The sequence below is a fragment of the Haloarcula sediminis genome (genome assembly GCF_035656455.1).
Taxonomy (GTDB): Archaea; Halobacteriota; Halobacteria; order Halobacteriales; family Haloarculaceae; genus Haloarcula; species Haloarcula sediminis.
The window spans coordinates 1-19,310 of sequence record NZ_JAYMGA010000018.1; the positions used below are offsets into that span (position 1 = coordinate 1).

The 19,310-nt window shown below is 51.7% G+C and carries 9 protein-coding genes and 1 pseudogene; 6 read left to right on the top strand and 4 right to left on the bottom strand.

The features are described from left to right. A pseudogene (locus VJ162_RS18270) lies at nt 1-87 on the top strand (IS5/IS1182 family transposase); the annotation flags it as partial. Nucleotides 88-109: 22 nt separating this feature from the next. On the opposite strand, the gene VJ162_RS18275 reads toward VJ162_RS18270, so the two are convergent. Beyond that, on the bottom strand, nt 110-2,773 hold the full coding sequence (locus tag VJ162_RS18275) for an ATP-binding protein (RefSeq protein WP_324666258.1): 2,664 nt from the start codon (nt 2,771-2,773) through the stop codon (nt 110-112). A 256-nt stretch (nt 2,774-3,029) separates the two neighbouring features. After that, on the bottom strand, nt 3,030-3,881 hold the full coding sequence (locus tag VJ162_RS18280) for an HNH endonuclease (protein ID WP_324666259.1): 852 nt from the start codon (nt 3,879-3,881) through the stop codon (nt 3,030-3,032). A gap of 234 nt (nt 3,882-4,115) precedes the next feature. Here VJ162_RS18280 and VJ162_RS18285 point away from each other — a divergent pair, with 234 nt between their 5' ends. From VJ162_RS18285 to VJ162_RS18295, 3 genes are all read left to right on the top strand, one after another. Further along, nucleotides 4,116-6,827, top strand: coding sequence for a DrmE family protein (locus VJ162_RS18285; RefSeq protein ID WP_324666261.1), 2,712 nt, complete (start codon nt 4,116-4,118; stop codon nt 6,825-6,827). Nucleotides 6,828-6,930: 103 nt separating this feature from the next. Then, the gene (locus tag VJ162_RS18290; RefSeq protein WP_324666263.1) at nt 6,931-10,833 is read left to right on the top strand and encodes a helicase-related protein; all 3,903 of its coding nucleotides are present in this window, start codon (nt 6,931-6,933) and stop codon (nt 10,831-10,833) included. Between the two features lie 2 nt (nt 10,834-10,835). Beyond that, entirely contained in the window at nt 10,836-12,938 is a 2,103-nt protein-coding gene (locus VJ162_RS18295) for a hypothetical protein (protein ID WP_324666265.1), read from the top strand. Nucleotides 12,939-13,280: 342 nt separating this feature from the next. On the opposite strand, the gene VJ162_RS18300 is transcribed toward VJ162_RS18295, so the two are convergent. Continuing rightward, the gene (locus tag VJ162_RS18300) at nt 13,281-15,041 is read right to left on the bottom strand and encodes a DUF7845 domain-containing protein (protein ID WP_455429326.1); all 1,761 of its coding nucleotides are present in this window, start codon (nt 15,039-15,041) and stop codon (nt 13,281-13,283) included. Between the two features lie 634 nt (nt 15,042-15,675). On the opposite strand from VJ162_RS18300, the gene VJ162_RS18305 reads away from it, so the two are divergent. Further along, nucleotides 15,676-17,229, top strand: a complete 1,554-nt coding sequence (locus VJ162_RS18305) for a hypothetical protein (protein ID WP_324666267.1) — start codon at nt 15,676-15,678, stop codon at nt 17,227-17,229. Nucleotides 17,230-17,531: 302 nt separating this feature from the next. After that, a complete protein-coding gene (locus VJ162_RS18310; RefSeq protein WP_324666268.1) occupies nt 17,532-18,401 on the top strand; it encodes a universal stress protein in 870 nt (289 codons plus the stop codon). 205 nt (nt 18,402-18,606) lie between these two features. Here the strand turns inward: VJ162_RS18310 and VJ162_RS18315 are convergent. Continuing rightward, nucleotides 18,607-19,310 (bottom strand): hypothetical protein (locus VJ162_RS18315; RefSeq protein WP_324666269.1); only part of this gene is annotated, 704 nt, incomplete at its 5' end.

Sequence of the window (19,310 nt, forward strand, 5' to 3'; positions counted from 1 at the left end):
CGTGCGCGAAGCTGGTGGCTCGAATTCCGTGAAATCATCCTCAAAGCCACCGTCTACAACCTTCGCCGGAGCGTCCGATACCCGTGAAATCCAGCGCAGTGTATCGAAACTACAGAGCCGAGTTTTCAATAATTCCTGTGACGCCAATTTCCTTCTCGGTAAATTCTTCCTCACGTTTGTCCTTGAGCTCACGGTACTGGCTAATCGTCATAAACACAATCGAGTTCTTGTAATGGTCTTCGACGTACTCTTTGTAGGTTTCTTTGACATTCCTGTTAACGATGAACGATCGCAACGGGGCCGCATCCATATTGATGGTTAAAGTGAGGCCACTGATCGTACCATCCAGACTTTCATCCATCCGCATGATGACGTTTTCATCAAATTCTCGTGCGAGGCCAGAATCCACTTCGTCTTCATCGATATCTAGCTCACCGGGATCGAAATCTTCCGCATCTGGATCAAAATCCCAGTGCTTCTGATATACGGTGAGAATGTTTGGGACAGCCATCCCACCACTGGATTCATCCGTTCCAGCATCGCCGTCTCCATCGCCGCCACCACTATCTGAACCACCACCACTGGACGATGGTGTGGGTGGATCCTCTGCCTCCTCTTCATCAGTGAATACGATTTCAACATGTCCGTAGAGAGGGGCTGTATCAACTGATTTGGTGTCAGCGATATCAATCGTATCAGGGCAAAGGGCCCGGTAGCATTCGAGTACAACATCTTCGCTTTCCAGAATCTCCGTTTCAGCTCCGGCAATCCGTGAGTAATCCAAGTCAGTAACGAGTTCTGCGGTCAGAGTCGGTCGTGTCATACTGATTGTCATCATCCGGGAGTCACCTGATGAGGCTCCTTCAGGTGGTTCGACTGTCAAGGTCAGTACACTGTCGTGAAGTTCAGTAACCCGGACCAAGTCAGAGTGGGAGGCCGTCAGTTCACCGGAGAGGGTATCTCTGTTAAGATAGTCATCTTGCGCATCAGTAGCAAATCTGACTTTCTTCCGTCTGTTCACTGGGACCTCGATTTGCATCATCCCGCTATCGGACTCGTCCCAGAGCACATGATCATTGTCCGGCTGATACTCTTCAATTCCTGTAAGGAAAGTGGGAATCTTCCAAGGATCAGAGTTCTCGGACTCAATATCTTTTCCATCGCCTTCGCCGGTGCCCTGGGAGGGCCCATCACCTTCACCACTGGTATTTGTCTGGGGATGAAGGCGTGGGCCTGATATCTTCCGACCTGAGTTTACATAAGAGGCAAATTCTGGGTTATCCTTGACAAAGTTCTCGAATGAGTCAGTATCGAATTCTGCATCATCAGTCCCACGCTTTGCTCGCCGTCGATCTTCTTCATCAGTCAGCATATCGCTCTGTTTGAGAGCGTCTTTTAGTCCCTGCTTCAGACACCGGGTCTCTTCTTTGCCATCCTGCAACCTGTCACGGGTGGGTTTGAAAAGGTCGGACATATCCGGGTTGGCAAAGTCATCAAACCGCACGATGACGACAGTATCCTCTGCGACTTTCGAGTATCCACACTGATTTTTCAGGAAGCCAAGACCCTGATCACCATGCGTCTGCCCGTTCACAGTGAACATTACTGCATGTTTCTCATGGATCCCAGTACGGCCGGTCATATCGGTATGACTGCTCGTCTTCTGTAGAAACCGATCAGTCGAGCGGCTCGTGGACTCTTCATCATCGATTTCATCCTCGTGTTTAAACAGGAAAACGTCGATATCGCGTTCTCCCAGAATTTCTGACCCGACATCTGTAAAGTCATAAGTAAGAGTCTCTGTCCCTTTCAGAAGCTTCTGGTTGCGTGATTCGTTCAATGTCGGAAGGAAGCCTCTGGTGGTGTTCTGGGTAACGCTGGTGCTGTAGTCTCGTGTTTCAGTCATTGTTACCGACAGAGGAGAATCAACAACATATCGTTCAAACTTGTAGAGAAATCCCTCTTGGCCAGAGATATCGGCACGAGAGACATCCATCTGGTAATCGTACACCTTGACAAACGATCCGAACTCCTGACCGTAGTCGCCTGACTCAGCACCAGGAACTGTATCAACCAAAGATTGTCCGAACTCGCCATCAAATCTCGGGATTTTCCTGTCTACCAGACAGTATTCATACTGGTTAGCATCTCGATTCTGCCGAATCAGACTCCACGACCAGTTGCCAGGGTCTTGGTGAGAGGCTGAGGCTACGAATTTGTAACAGCCTTTGTGCCGATCACCACAGAACTGGAGAACGCCGGTGCCCCCCATTCCATACTGGCCCTGGGTGAAACTATATTTTTGTTTGATAACTCCGGGTGTATGCAGCCCGAGAAATGTATCTTCGAACTTTTCCGGGGGCTGTCCACATCCCTTGTCTCTAATCGTAAGGTTCAGAACGTTCCCATCTGTTGGCGTTGTGCCGTCGGCGAGAATTTCGATCTCTCCATCATCTGGAGAGAATGCTTCGGCTGCACTGGCCATCGTCGGATACTCATCGGGCTCTGCCCCCGCTGGTGCATTTTCTTCGAATCCTCTGATGAGGACCGCGTCATCTGCGTTAGCCTTGAGTTCCACAAAACACGGCATTGGGCTGCTGGCTTGAGTCTGAACAGTGCCATAGTTGTTTGGCTCCTGTCCGAGGGCTCGCCAGTCAAGATCACACTGCTCCTCGAGATCTTCAAGTATATCGCTGACTGAACCCGGAGATTCTGCCATCAAAAATTGTGCGGCGAATCCTTCCAGAAGATCACTACGAAGATCACCGGACATTATGATATCCTTTCTCTAATGTCGACTTTAATAAACATGGTGACATCGTATCTATTGATTCCAGTACTGCATATAAAATTGCGATCTGGACCTGTCTGGATCAAAAAAACTGTGTATTGGGAAACGATGGATTAGTCTTGGACACAGCTTCTCGTGATTGAATGGGGATTCTACGGTTTGTCCGAGAGCTTGACTTACTACATAGCCGTTTACTGAGGTTGTTGTCTATATGATCGATATTTATTTCGACGGACGCTCACTCAAGCAGTACTTCTCTCATTGTCGGCTCATCTGTCACGGTATCCGTAAAAACTTCAGGTCCGAGCAAGCCTTTGGTGACTGTAGCTTTCAATGATATGCCAGATGAGAGCTGGAAGTTCGCTTTTCCATCACGCCCGGTTCTTACTGATATTGTCACTGGATGATGCCCAGCACTACCAAGTTTGAGTTCCACAGTGGCGTCGTAGAGGGGGAGTCCGCTGGCATTGATAACCCTGACACAGTACGGAATATTTTGCTCAAGCTCCATGTCGGTAAGTAACTGATCGAAATCTGCCACCGCAGCGAACACATCACCTGGGCTCAGCGCGTATGTTACTTCCGAGAGTGCAAACTCATTTTCACCGGGATAACTGTGTTCCTCGAGTAATGCCAGCCCGGGCAGATAGCGATGTTTTTCATAATCCGTTACGGGATGGCGAATTGTTGCCACCCGTGGATCGGCATCTTCGGCTGGAAAGAGTGCAGACTGGCGCCAGTCACCATCTAGATCTGCCACATCTGGATGAATCAAACTATGACAGTGGAGACAGAGGCCGATGAGGTTGTTGAGATCATGTTTTCCACCTGAATCAAGTGGACGATAGTGATGGCAATTGAACGGCTCTGAGGTAATATCACTGCGGCAGCGCGCACAGGTACCGCCCTGATACTCGACTATTGCATCACGGCGCCCTCCTCTGGGTTCTTCAATATCTGCTCGACGGCTCCCCCAGTCAGGCGGGTACTTGCTCTCGCCGTAGTAGGAGTTCTCGAAAGTAACGTTCCGTGGGTGATCAAAACGGCGATTCAGCGAATATTTCTCATAGAGATCTGCCAACGCCGTCATAAAGCCACTCGATTCTGGTCGTATTGGCTTGCAGCTTTAATCAATTGACAGTGTAATTGAATAATCCCCTCCTTTTTGATGGATTTAATCAATATCTGATATGTCCTTGGGGTGACTTGGTCGATGAGCAGGCCTTTCCAGTCATCCAGCGAAGTTCTACGTACAGGAATCTCGCAGAGAAATCCAAATTCACCCATCACTTTATTATCGTCCTTTTGCCAACATTATAATATTGTGGCTGTCGATGGACCTTCGAACCAAGGCGATCTTATCAGCATTGACGATAGTGCCGCGCCGGTACTGGTCACCGATGAGATGGGCCGTCTCCATTATAATAACAAAGAGGTGGCATTGACGCGGTTTGATCGTTCATACGTAGCTGCAGCAGCAGCAGCACAACAGAAGAATCGTGATTTGGCGCTTGTGTACCCTTCTGCGCCAACGTATCTTCAGCTACCTGTATTGCTGGCAGTTGGCTATCAAAACCGGAGTCCACCACCTGTACTATTTGTGAGCAATCGCTCCGGGAAGGGAATCAGAGACCAGTATTTCAATGTTGGAATAGCAGACCTTGCACCCGGCGCGCCAGTCAATTCACTCGCTGACGCGACTGCACCACTTCTCAAGACTGGGGATGGTCGCAATCTGTCGTACATCACTCATCATAAACCACGGAACTGGAATGGTGGGCATGAAGGCATCTCTGTTGTCCATGCAACACTAGGGAAAAAGATTGCCAGTGATTTTCCTTCAGAAAAGGAGCTCCCGCTCTCTACGATCATTCTGGATCTAACGACTAAACTGCTGGATGATTTTACTATTATCAAAAAGTACCAGCGCGCCGCTCAAGAGCGGGGGATATCGATTCAGTATATTTTCGATACGCCATCTCACCCACATCTTGAGCAACTCGAAGAGCAAAATGCAGATAGACCTGAATCTGAACAGACGCTAATCTGGGGATTCGATGAATCAACCATGCAATCTGCTGGAAAAGGCCTACTTGATATTGCATCACAGAAATCTGGATTCGATACTGCTGCAATCACCAGTAGCACCGTTGATTCGTCATCGCCGTTCGAGGCATCGATTCCAGTCATTAAAAATCTCATTAACGGGGTCGAAAGGAATACCATCAGTCTAACTTACAGCGATTTACAGCCTGTCTCCACCGAGGCATACGAAGATATCCGGAAAGTCGCGGGCTATGTCCTGAACAAGCGAAGTGAATTCCCCCAATCAGTAGGGCGGGCAATGCGAGATCTGTATTTCACATATAATTACCTCAGCATGCTCCCCACTTCGATTGATTTCCATGATGAGGTGATGGCATTTGATCGTGGATGGGGAGCCGGCTCCACAATCGATCAGATGATTCAGAACGTCCGCGACAACTACGCCGATGTTGAATCGGACATTACAGGGGCTGGGAATATGCTTGAAAACGCCTGTGACTCCCTGTCCACCATGCGGAGTGAGCTAGTAGAACGAAATCCCAAAGCAGACCAGATTCTGGAGGAAATCGGACAGGCTATCGAAAGCGATGAATCAATGGTGGTTTTGACGGCGACTACCCGGCAAACTTCGCTGCTCCGATCCTTTGTTACCGAAAAAGGAGGAATACGGGGGAGTGAGCTCGATGAAGCGGGAGTTGAGTTCCACTCAATGTATAATACGCATACGATTCCAGCAGCCAGTCGGTTGCTATTCCCGGGGGTCCCATCGAAGAGTCACCGTCCAGCAGTCCTGTCTGGAACTGCTCCACAACAAACCTACATAGTGTACAAATGGGAACAGGAACGGCTTCAGTACTGGCTCAGAGAACTGAAGAACCAAGCAAAATATCGGTGTGGCCCGGGAACGCTTAGACATACTGCCGAACAGCTGGATGTCGACTACAGCAATCTCCAGAATTATATCCAACTCCCTGACTCAGGTCATCCACCAGTACCGAAGCCTGTTTCTACCGAACCTGAAACCGATACTGGTGGCTCGAATTCAGACCAAGATATCTCCAACACGACAAAACGAGGTGTTGGTGGTCAAAAGTCTTCAAGCGTTGGTGCCAGCGATTCGGCCGTTGAGGCTGATTCCGAGATAGACAGAGAATCATTCCGACCGGATACAGATGCAATGCAGAATCCAGCTGAATATTTCGATGATGGATCGGAGCAGGAGTCTGTCAACGAGGGTCGAGAAACAGTGCCGGGAGATGGCGGAAATGTCGATGCAGTCAAAATAACACTTTCTGATGGGATGTATATTCTAGAACGCCCACGGGGGCAGCTCTGGGTGTACGATGAAAGTCAGACCGGCAAGAAAAGACGCACCCGCCGGGCAGCAAGTTCGCTGGAGTCCGGAGATATCATTCTTATCACGGAGCAGGAAAGTCGACGAGATATCTTCGAACATATCGTCGAGAAAATCAGAGCAGAGGTGCCAGAATTCAAAAAATATAGTAAAATGCTGGAGTACTGGCGAACAAATCTTGAACGGATCGTCTCGGACGAAGGCCGATCCGCTCAGAGAATTAGTGCAGATCTCGATGCGTATGCTGATGCACATAATAAACCAGAGGTGACTCGTACGTATCACGCCATCCGGGACTGGGTGGTTGGTGATAGTATCGGACCGAGTAACCATGCTGTGATCAAAGCACTGGGTGACATCTATGATGTTGAGATTTTCAAAGAGATGTCGGTGGAAATTCAGGCATCACTGGATGAAATCCGGAAGCTACACAGGCGAGTTGGGCACCATCTAGAAAAGATTCTATTTGATGCAAGCTCGGCAGACGGTGGCGATGAATGGCTATTTGAGGAGTTCAATATCCGTGTGAGTGACGTGCAGGATGCTATTGAATATCGCGAGGTTGAGGAAGTTGGCAATGGCGCCCAGAAAGTCACCAGCCGAAATCTTGGTCGCCTATTTCATCAGACAGGATAGACTGTACATGCAGTCGTATTCCAGACAACTACAGCTATCCGAAAATCTGTAATTTTATTTTCAGTTACTATCTTATGTGATCCCCAATTGAGATACTGTATACATGTCTCCACGGGAAAACCCAGGACAAAGACAGGAATTTTCTCACTTTGTGCCGGAGGGTGAAACTATCGGAAATGGTGACTACCGAGATCAATCGCGGCTATCGCGTTTCATTGGCGGTCGAGTTCTTGACCATGTGACGGGTACAGGTACCCGATCCCCCGAAGACAGTCGGGTGCTCGTCGATTTGCCTTCTGATAAACACTTTGCTGGTACGCTTTCCCCAGCAGAGGATGCAGAATACAGTGATCTGTCGGATGAGCTTGAAAGTAAACTTTCACCTTCAGCGATACAGGCCGAGTTTCAGGTTGATCCTGCGGAATCTTCGGAAGTTATCGTGACCATCTCTGGGCACGTATACTATCGAACCTTTCCAACTTATGACCAGCAGATAGAGGATACACAGAGCACGGCTACAACGGATGACAGTCGAGGAGATGATGGTGATACGGGAATCGGAGAATCAGATATTGAATATGAATACTTCCAGCGAGTCTATCATCGTCTGGAATTCGAAACAGATCCAATTGCTATTGCAATACCTGACCTCACCGAAGACCGGCGGGCTGCGCCGGATATTGAAGAGCATGATGCGGTCATACAGGAACTTCACGAGACACTTGCGAGCAAACTGGCTGAGATTGATGATGACCCAGACCGACCGCCACTCTGGCGATCTAATCGGCATATCGATCGGGACATTCCACTCGATGCCGTTCCTGGAGCGCCCGCAGGGACAGCAATTGACGTAAATGAGTACTCCGGTGATTTGTACTTCCCCTCAGCAATCTTGGGCTATGACGCAGAAGCCGAGAATAGAGACTCATACCAAGCCTTGCTTGATGAGATAAGCTCGGGACCAGTATCCGAACGTGTCGAACCTGACTGGGATTTAACAATAGATATAGAGTTCTTCCGAAATGATTCTGGAGTGGTTCGTGGAATTCTAACAGTCGAAAATACTTCTGAATCGGCACCTCGTGATGGGGATGAGAACCTCCATCATACAACAGATTTTGATACCACTCTGTTCGACGTTTCTGCCGACTTGAAACTTGACAGTGGAGACTTTGTCAATTTCATATTTGACAGACTGGAGGAAGACTTCCGGTACGACCGCTCTCTGCCCGGTCGAGGGACAAATTGTCTCGTTGTTCGACCAGAAGAAGGCGACCAGGGGCGCCTGAAGACCGAGTACCTGCCAAGCTATCGTCAGCAGCGATATGTCCCCCGGATGAGTGATGATATGGATCGCAATCTGGACCTGACCTTCAGAACCCTGGAAGATCTCGAGGGCGGCGGACTGGAAGCGCTTGAAGCGATCCGTGATGAGATGTGGGATTATCTTGAGCAGCAGGACCGCGGTTACGACCAAGCCCTTGTGAACCACTATGCTGAAAAAGAGGATTTCACAGAGGATGACAGACTGGACTTTGAGGAAGACCGTGAGGCATTCCGAAAGGAAATTTTGCGTGTCGAGCGCGCGATCGACTGTCTTCGTGCAGATGTTGAAGACAATGCCATGGATGGCCGGGTTGCGAGCTCGTTCGAGTTGATGAATCAGACGTTTCGCAGGGCCCAGGATTTCGACGGCTGGCGCCCCTTCCAGCTGGTGTTCATTCTCCGAGTCCTCCCAGATATTGTTAGCCGGGAGTACGACGACTGGGCCGAAGTGACTTGGAGGGACGGAGAAGAGGGGCTGAACTACAACGAGGAGGAAATGGAAGCGCTTGATCTCGTTGATATTGTCTGGTTCCCCACAGGAGGGGGGAAAACTGAAGCATATCTGGGACTGGGCATCTTCGGTGCGTTCTTTGATCGCTATCGTGGCAAGAACTATGGTGTCTCTGCATGGACACGATTCCCGCTTCGTCTCCTCTCACTGCAGCAGACACAGCGATTGGCCAAGTTGCTCATGTATGCTGAAAAGGTTCGGACGACAGAACCCAAACTCTGTGACGAGGGCATAATGTCATTCAGTCTTGGCTACCTTGTTGGATCAGCCAATACCCCAAACAAGCTCTCTGGCTACGTCGAGGAACCAAGTTCGGATGAAGAGTATATTCGGATGTACAAGCGGTATGAAAATAATGAGGATAAACGGCGTGAAGCCAAGGTAATCTCAGAATGTCCATTCTGTGAAGCACCAGTTTCAGTCGAGGTAACTGATGACTTCCGACTCGCACATCAGTGTACCAGTGATCGCGATGACTGCGAGTGGCAGCAGAGAAATATGGACACTGAAGGGGAGTATCAGGTCTTTGCGCGAGAAGAGCTCCCGATTCATATCGTCGATAACGAGCTCTATCGATATGCGCCAACATTCGTTGTTGGTACGATTGACAAGATTGCAGCTATCAATTACGAGCGCAAATCTGCCCACCTCTATGGTGGAAAAATGAGCCACTGGTGCCCAGAGCATGGGTTTGCCAGTCTGGGTGAATGTACTGAAAAATACGCCTGTGACAGCGACAGAGCCGGTACGAATGATCCGGATGAGACGTTGATTCCGCTCGAAGAGACCCCCCTTGGCAATCCGACCGATATCTCTCCGACACTGCAGATTCAGGACGAACTCCACCTTCTTAAGGAGTCACTTGGGACCTTTGATGGCCATTATGAGACATTTGTCGATGCATATCAGCAAGAGGAGGGCCTGCAGCGGACAAAAATTGTAGCAGCAACGGCGACGATTGAAGAATATGAAAAGCAGACAAAGCAGCTCTATCTACGTAAAGCGGAGCGATTCCCCACAGAAGGCCCTTTCCTCGGAGAGAATTTCTATGCGAAAACGGAGGATACCACGCGCCGACAGTTTTGCGGTGTGTTACCTCATGGAAAGACACATATCAACGCAGTCATCGATCTTCTCTATCACTACACGCGAGAGATCGAAACGCTACGGAAAGAAATTCACAGTGCTACCTCCCAACACGACCTGATAGATGAACTTGGGATGGAGAATATCGAGAACAATGACGAACTCCTTGAGCTACTGAAACTCTATGAAACAAGTCTGGCATACACAATCAGCAAGAAAGAAAAAAATCCGCTTGTTCGCTCGATTGACGGCCAGATGGCAGATTACCTGCGGAGCGATGATCTCAGAGTCCCATTCTCGGATGAGCTTACTGGGGACACCCTGTTTGATGACGTCGAGGAAATTCTGACCAATCTGGAGAACCCTCCAGCAGACTTCCAAGAGCGGCTCAATATGATCACTGCGACCAATATGATCAGCCACGGGGTTGACGTGGACCGGTTCAATTATATGGTATTTTTCGGAATGCCACGTCAGACAGCAGAATACATTCAATCTAGTTCGCGAGCGGGCCGCAAACATCCTGGGCTCGTTCTTCTTTGTTTCAATCCGAGCCGGGAACGTGACCAGAGCCACTATCATATGTTCAATAAATATCATGAATATCTTGATCGACTTGTTGAACCGGTTCCAGTCAATCGCTGGAGCCAAAACAGTGTTGACAGGACTATCGCTGGGATGTTCTTTGGATGGCTCTACAACCGCTGGATGTACCAGACTGGTGAACTATTCTGGTTCGCCGATAATGTTCGCCCATTCGTACGGGCCATTCGGGAAGGAAAAGTACAGGAGAATCCCGATTACCAGGCCACAAACCTCCGTGACCGATCGGACGTGCTCGACCTGATCAAGCTTGCCTACGGAACTCATCTCGGTGGAGAACTCCCGGAGACATTTGAGGAACAGCTACGCCGTCGATTCGACGCAATGATGGCCACACTTGAGGGAGCACAGACAAACTTCGCTGGCGAGGCACTAACACATGGTCCGATGCGCAGTCTGCGAGACATCGACGCGGAAATCAGGCTGATTCCGGACGAGTGGCAGAACAATTCACTGTTTGACACACTTGAGGGGCGATAACAATGACAGGCAACGATGACAACTATATGGGTCGCGGGAAAGCTCAGGTCCTCTTTAATCACCTTCCGGGGAGTACATTCGACTACGATCGAGGGTTTGGTATTCACCGCGTCACTTCTATTCGAGGCGAGCAAGCGGCTGATCTTGATTTACAGTACATCGGCAATCAGATTATCCGCCGTATCGATCAGTGGGACAAGGCTGACGGGTCACTCGGCACCACCGGTTTCCCGGAGTATCCCGAGAACTTTTCATTGCTCACTCCGGCACGGGTGAATACAGAGTATTTCCCCTTGCTCTGGACCTGTGAAGATTGCAGCCGAGCCCATTTTTATCGATCCTCAAATCAGCTGGCATACAATAATAGCGATCTTGAATGTGATGAATGCGGCGGGAACATCTCTCAGGAACAGTTTGTTGGCTTCCATCCGTGTGGTCACGTAGAATCACTGGCCCCATCACAGGACGAACAGCCAAACAGCAAGCCCGGCAGATGCAGCTGCGGTGAACAGCGATGGAAACTGGATACAAAAGGAAGTCAGCGTCTACAGAACTTCCGCTGGGTCTGTATGAACTGTGGGAACCGCGAAGAACTAAGTCAGATCTGTGGCGCCAAGTGCGATCTGGAAAACCAATACCTCTCGTTTAACGTTCATCGTGGAAGCAACGTCTACCAGCCGCACTACTTCAACCTAGTAAGCGTTGCGAGCACTGGCTCAAATCGCCTTGGATCGACAGGGGAAGCTATCGCAGTTCTGGCGAAATACTTTGGACTGAGCGACAAGAGCATCAGTCGCATAGATATCGAGCAAACACAGGAGGACACAGAACGGGATGAGCTGGAAGATCTCAGAGACACACTCCGAGAACGGGGGATGGATGAAGCGGCAGATGACATTGAAGATGATCTAGCAGAACTCGACGACGGCGGCCCGAGTATTCGAGATGGCGTTGCCAATTTTGTCCCACAGATTGTGGACTGGCTCGACTCAGAAGATAACGATGATCATGAATTTGCCTTCGATGGGGTACAGGAGATCTATGAGCAGCTTGCAATTACGAATGAACTCAAAACACGACCGGCCCGGGAAGTCATTCTAGAGCGAGGGGATGTAGATCTCCGACGTCGGGAGTCACTTGAGGAGGAGGCCAAGGATGTTGAGGCAGCGCTCAACAGGCATGGCATCTCCGGAGCTGGTCTCATCGAAGATTTCCCCGTCACCAGCGTCGTCTTCGGCTATAGCCGCGGGGGTCGGGAGCCCGAAGAAGCACGACTGATTTCGTTTGATGCTGACGATGCTGACCTGGTTGATGGGAGTATCGAAGCATCCACGACTCCGGTATTTGTGGACACAGTGCGGACTGAAGCGGTTCGGTTCGAACTCAACCCCAGCGTAGTCATGTACTGGCTGCTGGAGAACAGTCGACAGCCGACCGATCTGGGAGAGACACTTCGGGAACAGATACAGTCGAGTAGTCTCCCAGACTCTCGTGAGGTCCCAGTGCCAGAGGACTGGTCACCGGCTGAGGAAATGGACTGGGCATCTGGTGATGGTACCGCAATAGAGACAGAGTCACTGTCTGAGTGGTCGGAAGACGAAATCCGTGCTTGGTTGCTTGAAAACATGGCGCCAATACCTGAGTATGACACTATCACGATCACCGATCCGACAAATGTAGTCAGCTACTTTGTCTATCATCTTGTTCACTCATTCTCTCATCAGGTACTCAAATATGGGACCTCGCTTATTGGAATGGAACGAACCAGCATATCGGAATATCTCTTGCCTCGATCGCTGTCGTTCATTGTTTATACGAATCAACGAACCGACTTCAGTCTCGGCGGTATGCATGCACTGGTAGAGTCCGGTCTTGAAGATTTGCTTGATGAGATTCAGCTCGATGGTGATGATTGCGTCTATGACCCAGTCTGTAGTCGTGGTGGGTCAACCTGCTTCAATTGCATGTTTGTCTCCGAGGTTTCCTGCGGCCATTTGAACCGGAACCTCGGCCGTGATTTCCTGTTTGGGTCACGGCAAATAGCAGACCGAGATCTTACAGGCTATCTAGAAGTTGCTGAAAAGACGAATTCTGGTGGTAATTAAACAATCTAAGAGACATTTCGATTCCAATGTTCTGGAGCGCTCTATATGTCTGATGAGTTACGGATCGTGCTCAGAAATAGATTCATGCGACTCCTACATTTCGACTATTTCAATTAGAACTCTCGCTGAACTGTAGCGGAGTATTTTGATTTTGTGCCCTTAGGCACACGACTAAGGGGAACCCGGAAAGCGATCTTCCGGGTTCCCCCTGGTCGCGCGGCTGGGTGATGTGACCGAAGAGAACGATCCCAGCCGCGCGACACGCGATTTTCGGGAGAAAGTGTACAGAATTGCCGCTAAAACGGTGTGTGAGGTAGTGATACCTCTATCCAGGGTCCGGCGCTATCCGCCGCTCCACTCGTCAGCCGGCGGGTAGCCGGCGGCCTTCCAGGCCTCGAAGTCGAAGCTCTCATTTCGTCGTTGCTGTTCCTCTCGGCTCGTGTAGTCGTCCCGGCGGTAGCCCTTCTGGAAGGCGTTGCGTAGGTCACGGAACCGCTCACGTCCCGTCTCGACCGTCTCTACGACGACGTGAATCCCGTAGGTGTTTGGACTCACGCTCTCCGTGTATGCCGTCCGAATCTCCCGGAGGATTTCCTTCGCCTCAGCGAAGTCTGCCGGCGTGTAGCCCACCTTCAGGAGCTTACGGCAGTCATCGGCCTCAACCTCCGACACCGCGTACTCACGGCGCACTCGTGCCCATCGTGACCGGGTGCGTTCCTCGGCAGCGTCGGCCAGCTCCATTGTGGTGCTCCCAATTTCCTGCTGGAAACGATCGCCCGCAGCGCGGACCCGCTTCAGTAGCTCCTGCTGAACCTTCTTCGACTCCAGTTCCAACTTGCCGTAGGTATGCCGGACCAGGCCCTCCAGTCGGTCGACGACGGTCCGAACGGTCCGGTACGTGTAGCCGGTCTTCTCGGCGGCCGCCTGGGGCGAGACCTTCCCACCGTCGGTCAGTAGCAGCTCCGTTACGTCCCGGTCGGCGTCGGTCATGTCACCCCACAGTTGCATCACGCGGTGTTCCTGTTCGTCTTCTATCTTCGGCAGCGGACACTGGACGAACTTCCGCGCTTCCGTGGTATCCTCAACAGACCAGTACGGATCGAAGTCGACGAACTCGCTACTCTCGGCGGTAGTAGCAATCCCGGTCCACACCAGACAGTTCAGTATCGTCTCTTCGATTTCACGCCGTGCGTCGTCGAGGTCGTCCCAGCGTACCGTGTCGTCGGTGCGACTCGTCTGATAAGATACCTCAAATTTCGGATGGTACGGTGCGTCATCGGGTTCGTACTTTTCAGGGTGGTTCGGATAGTAGTGTTTCAACTCCTTGCCCAGCCTATGCCCACGGATCAGTTCGTTGGCCTTCTCGTCTTCAACCGTAGCGGTGACGTAGTAGCCGGGGAGCTTCGTATTGTCTTCGACGTGCTTTCGATAGCCACTTCGGTCACCCTGGATGAGCGTGTGACACCGAGCGATCGGCCCGTCCGGTGCAAATAGTGGCCCGCTCGCATCGCGGTACAGCCGGACGTAGTAAGCCAGGTCGTTGATGTGGCTGTCAGGGTGTGGCTGGTCGAAGTAACGGCTGCTGATCCTGTAGGCATCCATCACGCGCTGGACGAGCGTCAGGTACTCGCCGTGAGAGATATTCGAGGCCTGTACTTGCACGTCGATATAGGGCCCACCGTACTGCGGGACAGAGACGGGATTCCCGTCGGCTGTGAGGTTCGGCCAGCGCGGCCGTACGGTGATCGTTCCTCCTTTTACGCGTTTGTCTTGATCAGCTGGCTCACCAGAGTAGTGAGGGGAGTCCTTCGCGACAAAGTAAAACTGGAACTCGCGGACCTCCTGGATCTCAAAACTCGGGTTGTTCCACGGATCCAACCCGCTCTTGGAGTAATCGAAGGCTGTTGCCCATTGCTGTCCCCTGAACTCGATGTCACGGGTCGGCTTTCCGCAAGTCTTCCATTTATCCCCCCAGTCCTTCATCAGGCTATGCATCGCAAAATAGGGGGCGAGTCCATGATTCTGTACGGTCGGATCAGGATGTACGCCGATGGTAAACCGTACGTCTCCCTCGTGTGGAGCGCATTTGAGATATCGGCTCACGCCGATCCCCCCAGATTTGCGTCGGAAATCAGCGGCTCCCAACGCAAACTGGGGGGAACATCTCTAAATTCGTCGATCTCACCTCCTGATAAGCCAGTACTGGTAGTCTGGAGGCAGGGTTCACTGCCAAGTTCGAGCCCGAACGGAGTAGGCCCGTTCCTTCTGAAAACTCCTGGAGGGCAGCCACCCGGAAGAAAACCCTTCGTGAACTCTCGCTCAGAGGGCGTTCCTTCTTCAGACTGAATCTCTGAAAATTGGTCCCACAGGAGTGGAGCTGTCGCTAATCCGTCGAACTCTACATGACGAAAAGTCGCTATGGACTCGCCAGGAGTTCAATAGTTATCTCACTCGTGTCGAGGGAAACGCAGTTGACTGCTTACCAAACGATTTTCGACCCTGCAAATTCTGGTCGTGATTATCGCCGCATTCTCGACCAAGCTATCTAACAAAACGGATTCGCGACCGGCCAGACCGGGCTAGGGAACCAGTCTGCTTGAGCGGTGTAATAAATAAATTTCGGCAGTCAATACACCGATTGGCTAGCCTGCGCAGTGACTACCAGATACTTCGTTAGCGGTCGTCCTGATGGGGTTCAGACCATGCTCTTTTTATGCCATAGTGGTGAAAGCCGGCCGTGACCCAGACAGAACTCGGAGCGGAGATTAAGGACGTGTTGGAGATTTCCCAACGCGAGTTCCAAGCCCGAGTGGAGCAGGATGCCGAAGTCATTAAACACGAAGTTGCAGAGGGAACGTTCGATAATTCACAGGGACTGGTCGGACTTGAGTACGAATTCTACTCGACGACTGACGAGAGCACTGTCGACCGCACTGGCGAAACGAGCGAGCTGCAAGAAGGGACACTCCAGCGGATTCCTCGCCAGACACTCTCGTTCATCGGCTTCGAGAAGGAACTGGGACTGCATAACGCCGAGATGAGCACTACGCCCCAGCCGCTGAACGAGCATGGGATCGAAGCCCAGCAAGCCGAAATCAAAGGGCGGTTGGCAGCGGCACGGGAACCGATTCATGCCAATAACATGCGTCTGGTCAGCGACGGCCTCTGGACGATTCCACCGAGCGGCGAAACCGCACGTGAGTACCTCACCGACTCCATCAACGACGATGGCCTGATGATCGCGACCAATATGAGCGACTCAATTCGCTATCATGCGATGGGGAACACGGATACTCCCACAGGCAAGCGCCTCGACGCCCCACACGTCTCGCTTGAGGCCGATACCATCATGCCCGAGAGCCTCATCACGTCGATCCAGCCACATTATCAGGTTCCAAGCGCTGAGGCACTCCCGTCCTATTTCCGGTATGCGGTTCGGCTTGCAGGTCCATTGCTAGCCCTCGGCGTCAATTCGCCATTTTTCCCTCCTGATCTCTACGATGACGGCGTCGCCGCCCAGACGGTCTTAGACGACGCGTGGATGGGCCACCGGATCAAGGTGTTCGAGACTGCGCTCAATACTGAGGACATCCGCAAAGTAAGGTTCCCCGAGGAGTTCGAGACCGTCGAAGAAGCGATTGACAACATTGCCGCCGACGAGACAATCGTTCCGATGCCTGTTGAGCGTGGCGAGCGGTTCGGAGACGAGTTCGCGTACTTCCAACGGAAACACGGAACGTACTGGCGGTGGGTTCGGCCGGTTTTCGGTGGTGCAACGCGGTCGAGTGCGAACGCTCGGATCGAGTTTCGACCGCTTCCAGGCCAACCGACGTTACGCGACGCGATTGCGTTTCAGACGGTGTTCGCTGGTGCGCTCGAACACCTCCACTCATCACAGCATCCAGTCCGACGGTTGAAGTGGGAGACCGCCAGGGACAACTTCTATGCCGCAATGCGCGACGGTATCGGAGCAGAGCTCACCTGGATGACCGCTGAAGGACGGATTACGACTGATTTAGACGCAATTTACGAGGAACTGTTCAGTGCTGCAAAGAGTGGGTTACAAGCCCAAGGGCTCCCGGACGAACAGGTCAGAGAATACATAACACCGCTTCGAGATCGTGTTCGGACCCGGACGACACCGGCGCGGTGGAAACACCAGATGGTATCAAACCGTCTCTCTGAGGGGGCAGATCTTACCGAGGCAATCGTCGATACTCAACAGGCGTACATAGAGCGACAGGCCGATACGTTCTTGTCGGGGAAACTTACCGACTGGGACCTCTCGTAACAGCCTTTAGCAGACTCGAATCTACCGGACAGCGATAAATCCAGTCTCTCTATCGGTCACACCGTTATTGACAGATACTGAGTTAATCGAACAGACACTGCTGCATACACAGAGCGTATCTCGCATAGAGACAGATCACTATTCTGGATACACCTGATGAGAGGGATTACAACCTATACAGGGCGGATGAAGAGGATATGGGGATTGCCCGAACGAGGCCAGTCACGGTATTGTGTGTTCGTGAGCCGAAATTTAGTTGGTGACAAGCCATTTAGAGGAGATTCCCATAGTCACTCATACAAATGTACGAGGACATTCTGCTTCCGTTCGATGGAAGTAAGGGGGCGTCGGCGGCACTGCACCACGCTGCCGAGATTGCTCACTGGGCCGATGCGACTATTCATCTGTTATTCGTCGCTGATACGACACAAGAGAGCGTCACCGTCGTAGAAACCCAAGTCATTGACACCCTTGTCCAAGAGGGCGAGGACATCATCAAGGAAGCGGAGGAGACACTGCGCACGCTCCGTGCAGAATACGATTCCGACGTCGTACAGGGGAACCCAGCGCCGACTATTGTAAAGTATGCCGAACGATTCAACCACGACTTGATCGTAATGCCGACGCACGGTCGGAAGGGGGTGTCACGATACCTCCTTGGGAGCGTCACTGAGAAGGTCGTCCGCCTGTCTTCTGTCCCAGTTCTCTCGGTCCGGATGCAGCCCGACGAGCGGCTGACCTTTCCCTACGAGAATATCCTTATTTCGACAGACGGGAGTCCCAGTGCCAATCATGCGGCCGAATATGGGATATCCCTAGCAGCGGCCTTTGATGCGACCGTTCACGTGTTATCCGTAGTAGAGGAACGGTCGCTCGGTGTAGACGTTCGTTCGACAGTATCCGGGGAGGAACGTGAGCAGGCCGCGACCGATGCCGTTGACGATGTTGTCACTGAGGCAAAGACTCGCGGGATCGCGAACACTGTGCGCCACATCGAACACGGTACACCCCTGGAAAAAATACTCGATACTATCGACTCAGACGACATCGACGCCGCTGTAATGGGGACGACGGGAAGGCGTGGGACTAATCGAATCCTGCTTGGCAGCGTCGCTGAAAAGACTGTCCGCTCTGCCCCAATCCCCGTCATCACAGTCAGACACGACGAGTAACTCGAAATGAATGGGCTGACAGCCCATGACCGATTTCCACAGCTGTACTGCATATACAACGTTGCTACAGTACAACATGTCGGTTGCACCAGCATGGATAGAGCAATACTGAGCGGTCAGACTGTTTCGTTGAAACACACACGTTACAATTTCAGTCAGTAACTCGACGGATTAGACGCTCTTCCGAAGTCGCAGTTACTGCGTTTCACTCGCTTGGCAGATTCGCAATAATCGATTCGGTGAGAACCGGTTCTAGTCCAGTGTCACGGTATCCAGCTGCGAGGTTGACATCGACAGCCCAGTGCCGGTCATCGTCATCTCTGACCAGGTCAACCCCGACACCTCTGAGGTCGAATCGTTCAACAAGTTCTCGGAGCGACGCTGCAAGTGCTGGCCGGGTCTCTAACTGCCCGATGAGCTGTTTCTCCCCATAGAGCTTCGAGGTAACGCGCCTCCCCGCGACGTGTATTTGTGACCCGTCGTTGACCGCGTAGTACTTGTAATCGACTGGTTCCGTCGGAATCAGTTCCTGATAGAAATCTCCCTCGCCATTGAGTTCGGGTTCGTCGTTCCAGATGTAGTAGCCTTTAGCGACGTACCCGCCATCGGGTTTCTCGAATGTGACTGCAGGTGTGAGAAATCCCATCTCCGAAAGCGCTCGAAGACCGACAAGCCGTGAGCTGAACCAAATCACCGCTTGAAGGTTGTTCCACAGCACTGTCCCCGTCCGTCGAGCATACCTGAGAGTTGGAAGTGCACTCGGGAGTGTCTTCTTGTTAACAATCAACGAGAGGTCGGCGGTATGAGCTGGTGAGAAGGGAGAACGGGGATGAAAGAATCGGACCTGAAAGCCTGCATTCCGAAGACGCTCGGCTACGTCGCTGAACACCGGCTTGCCTTTTTGACACA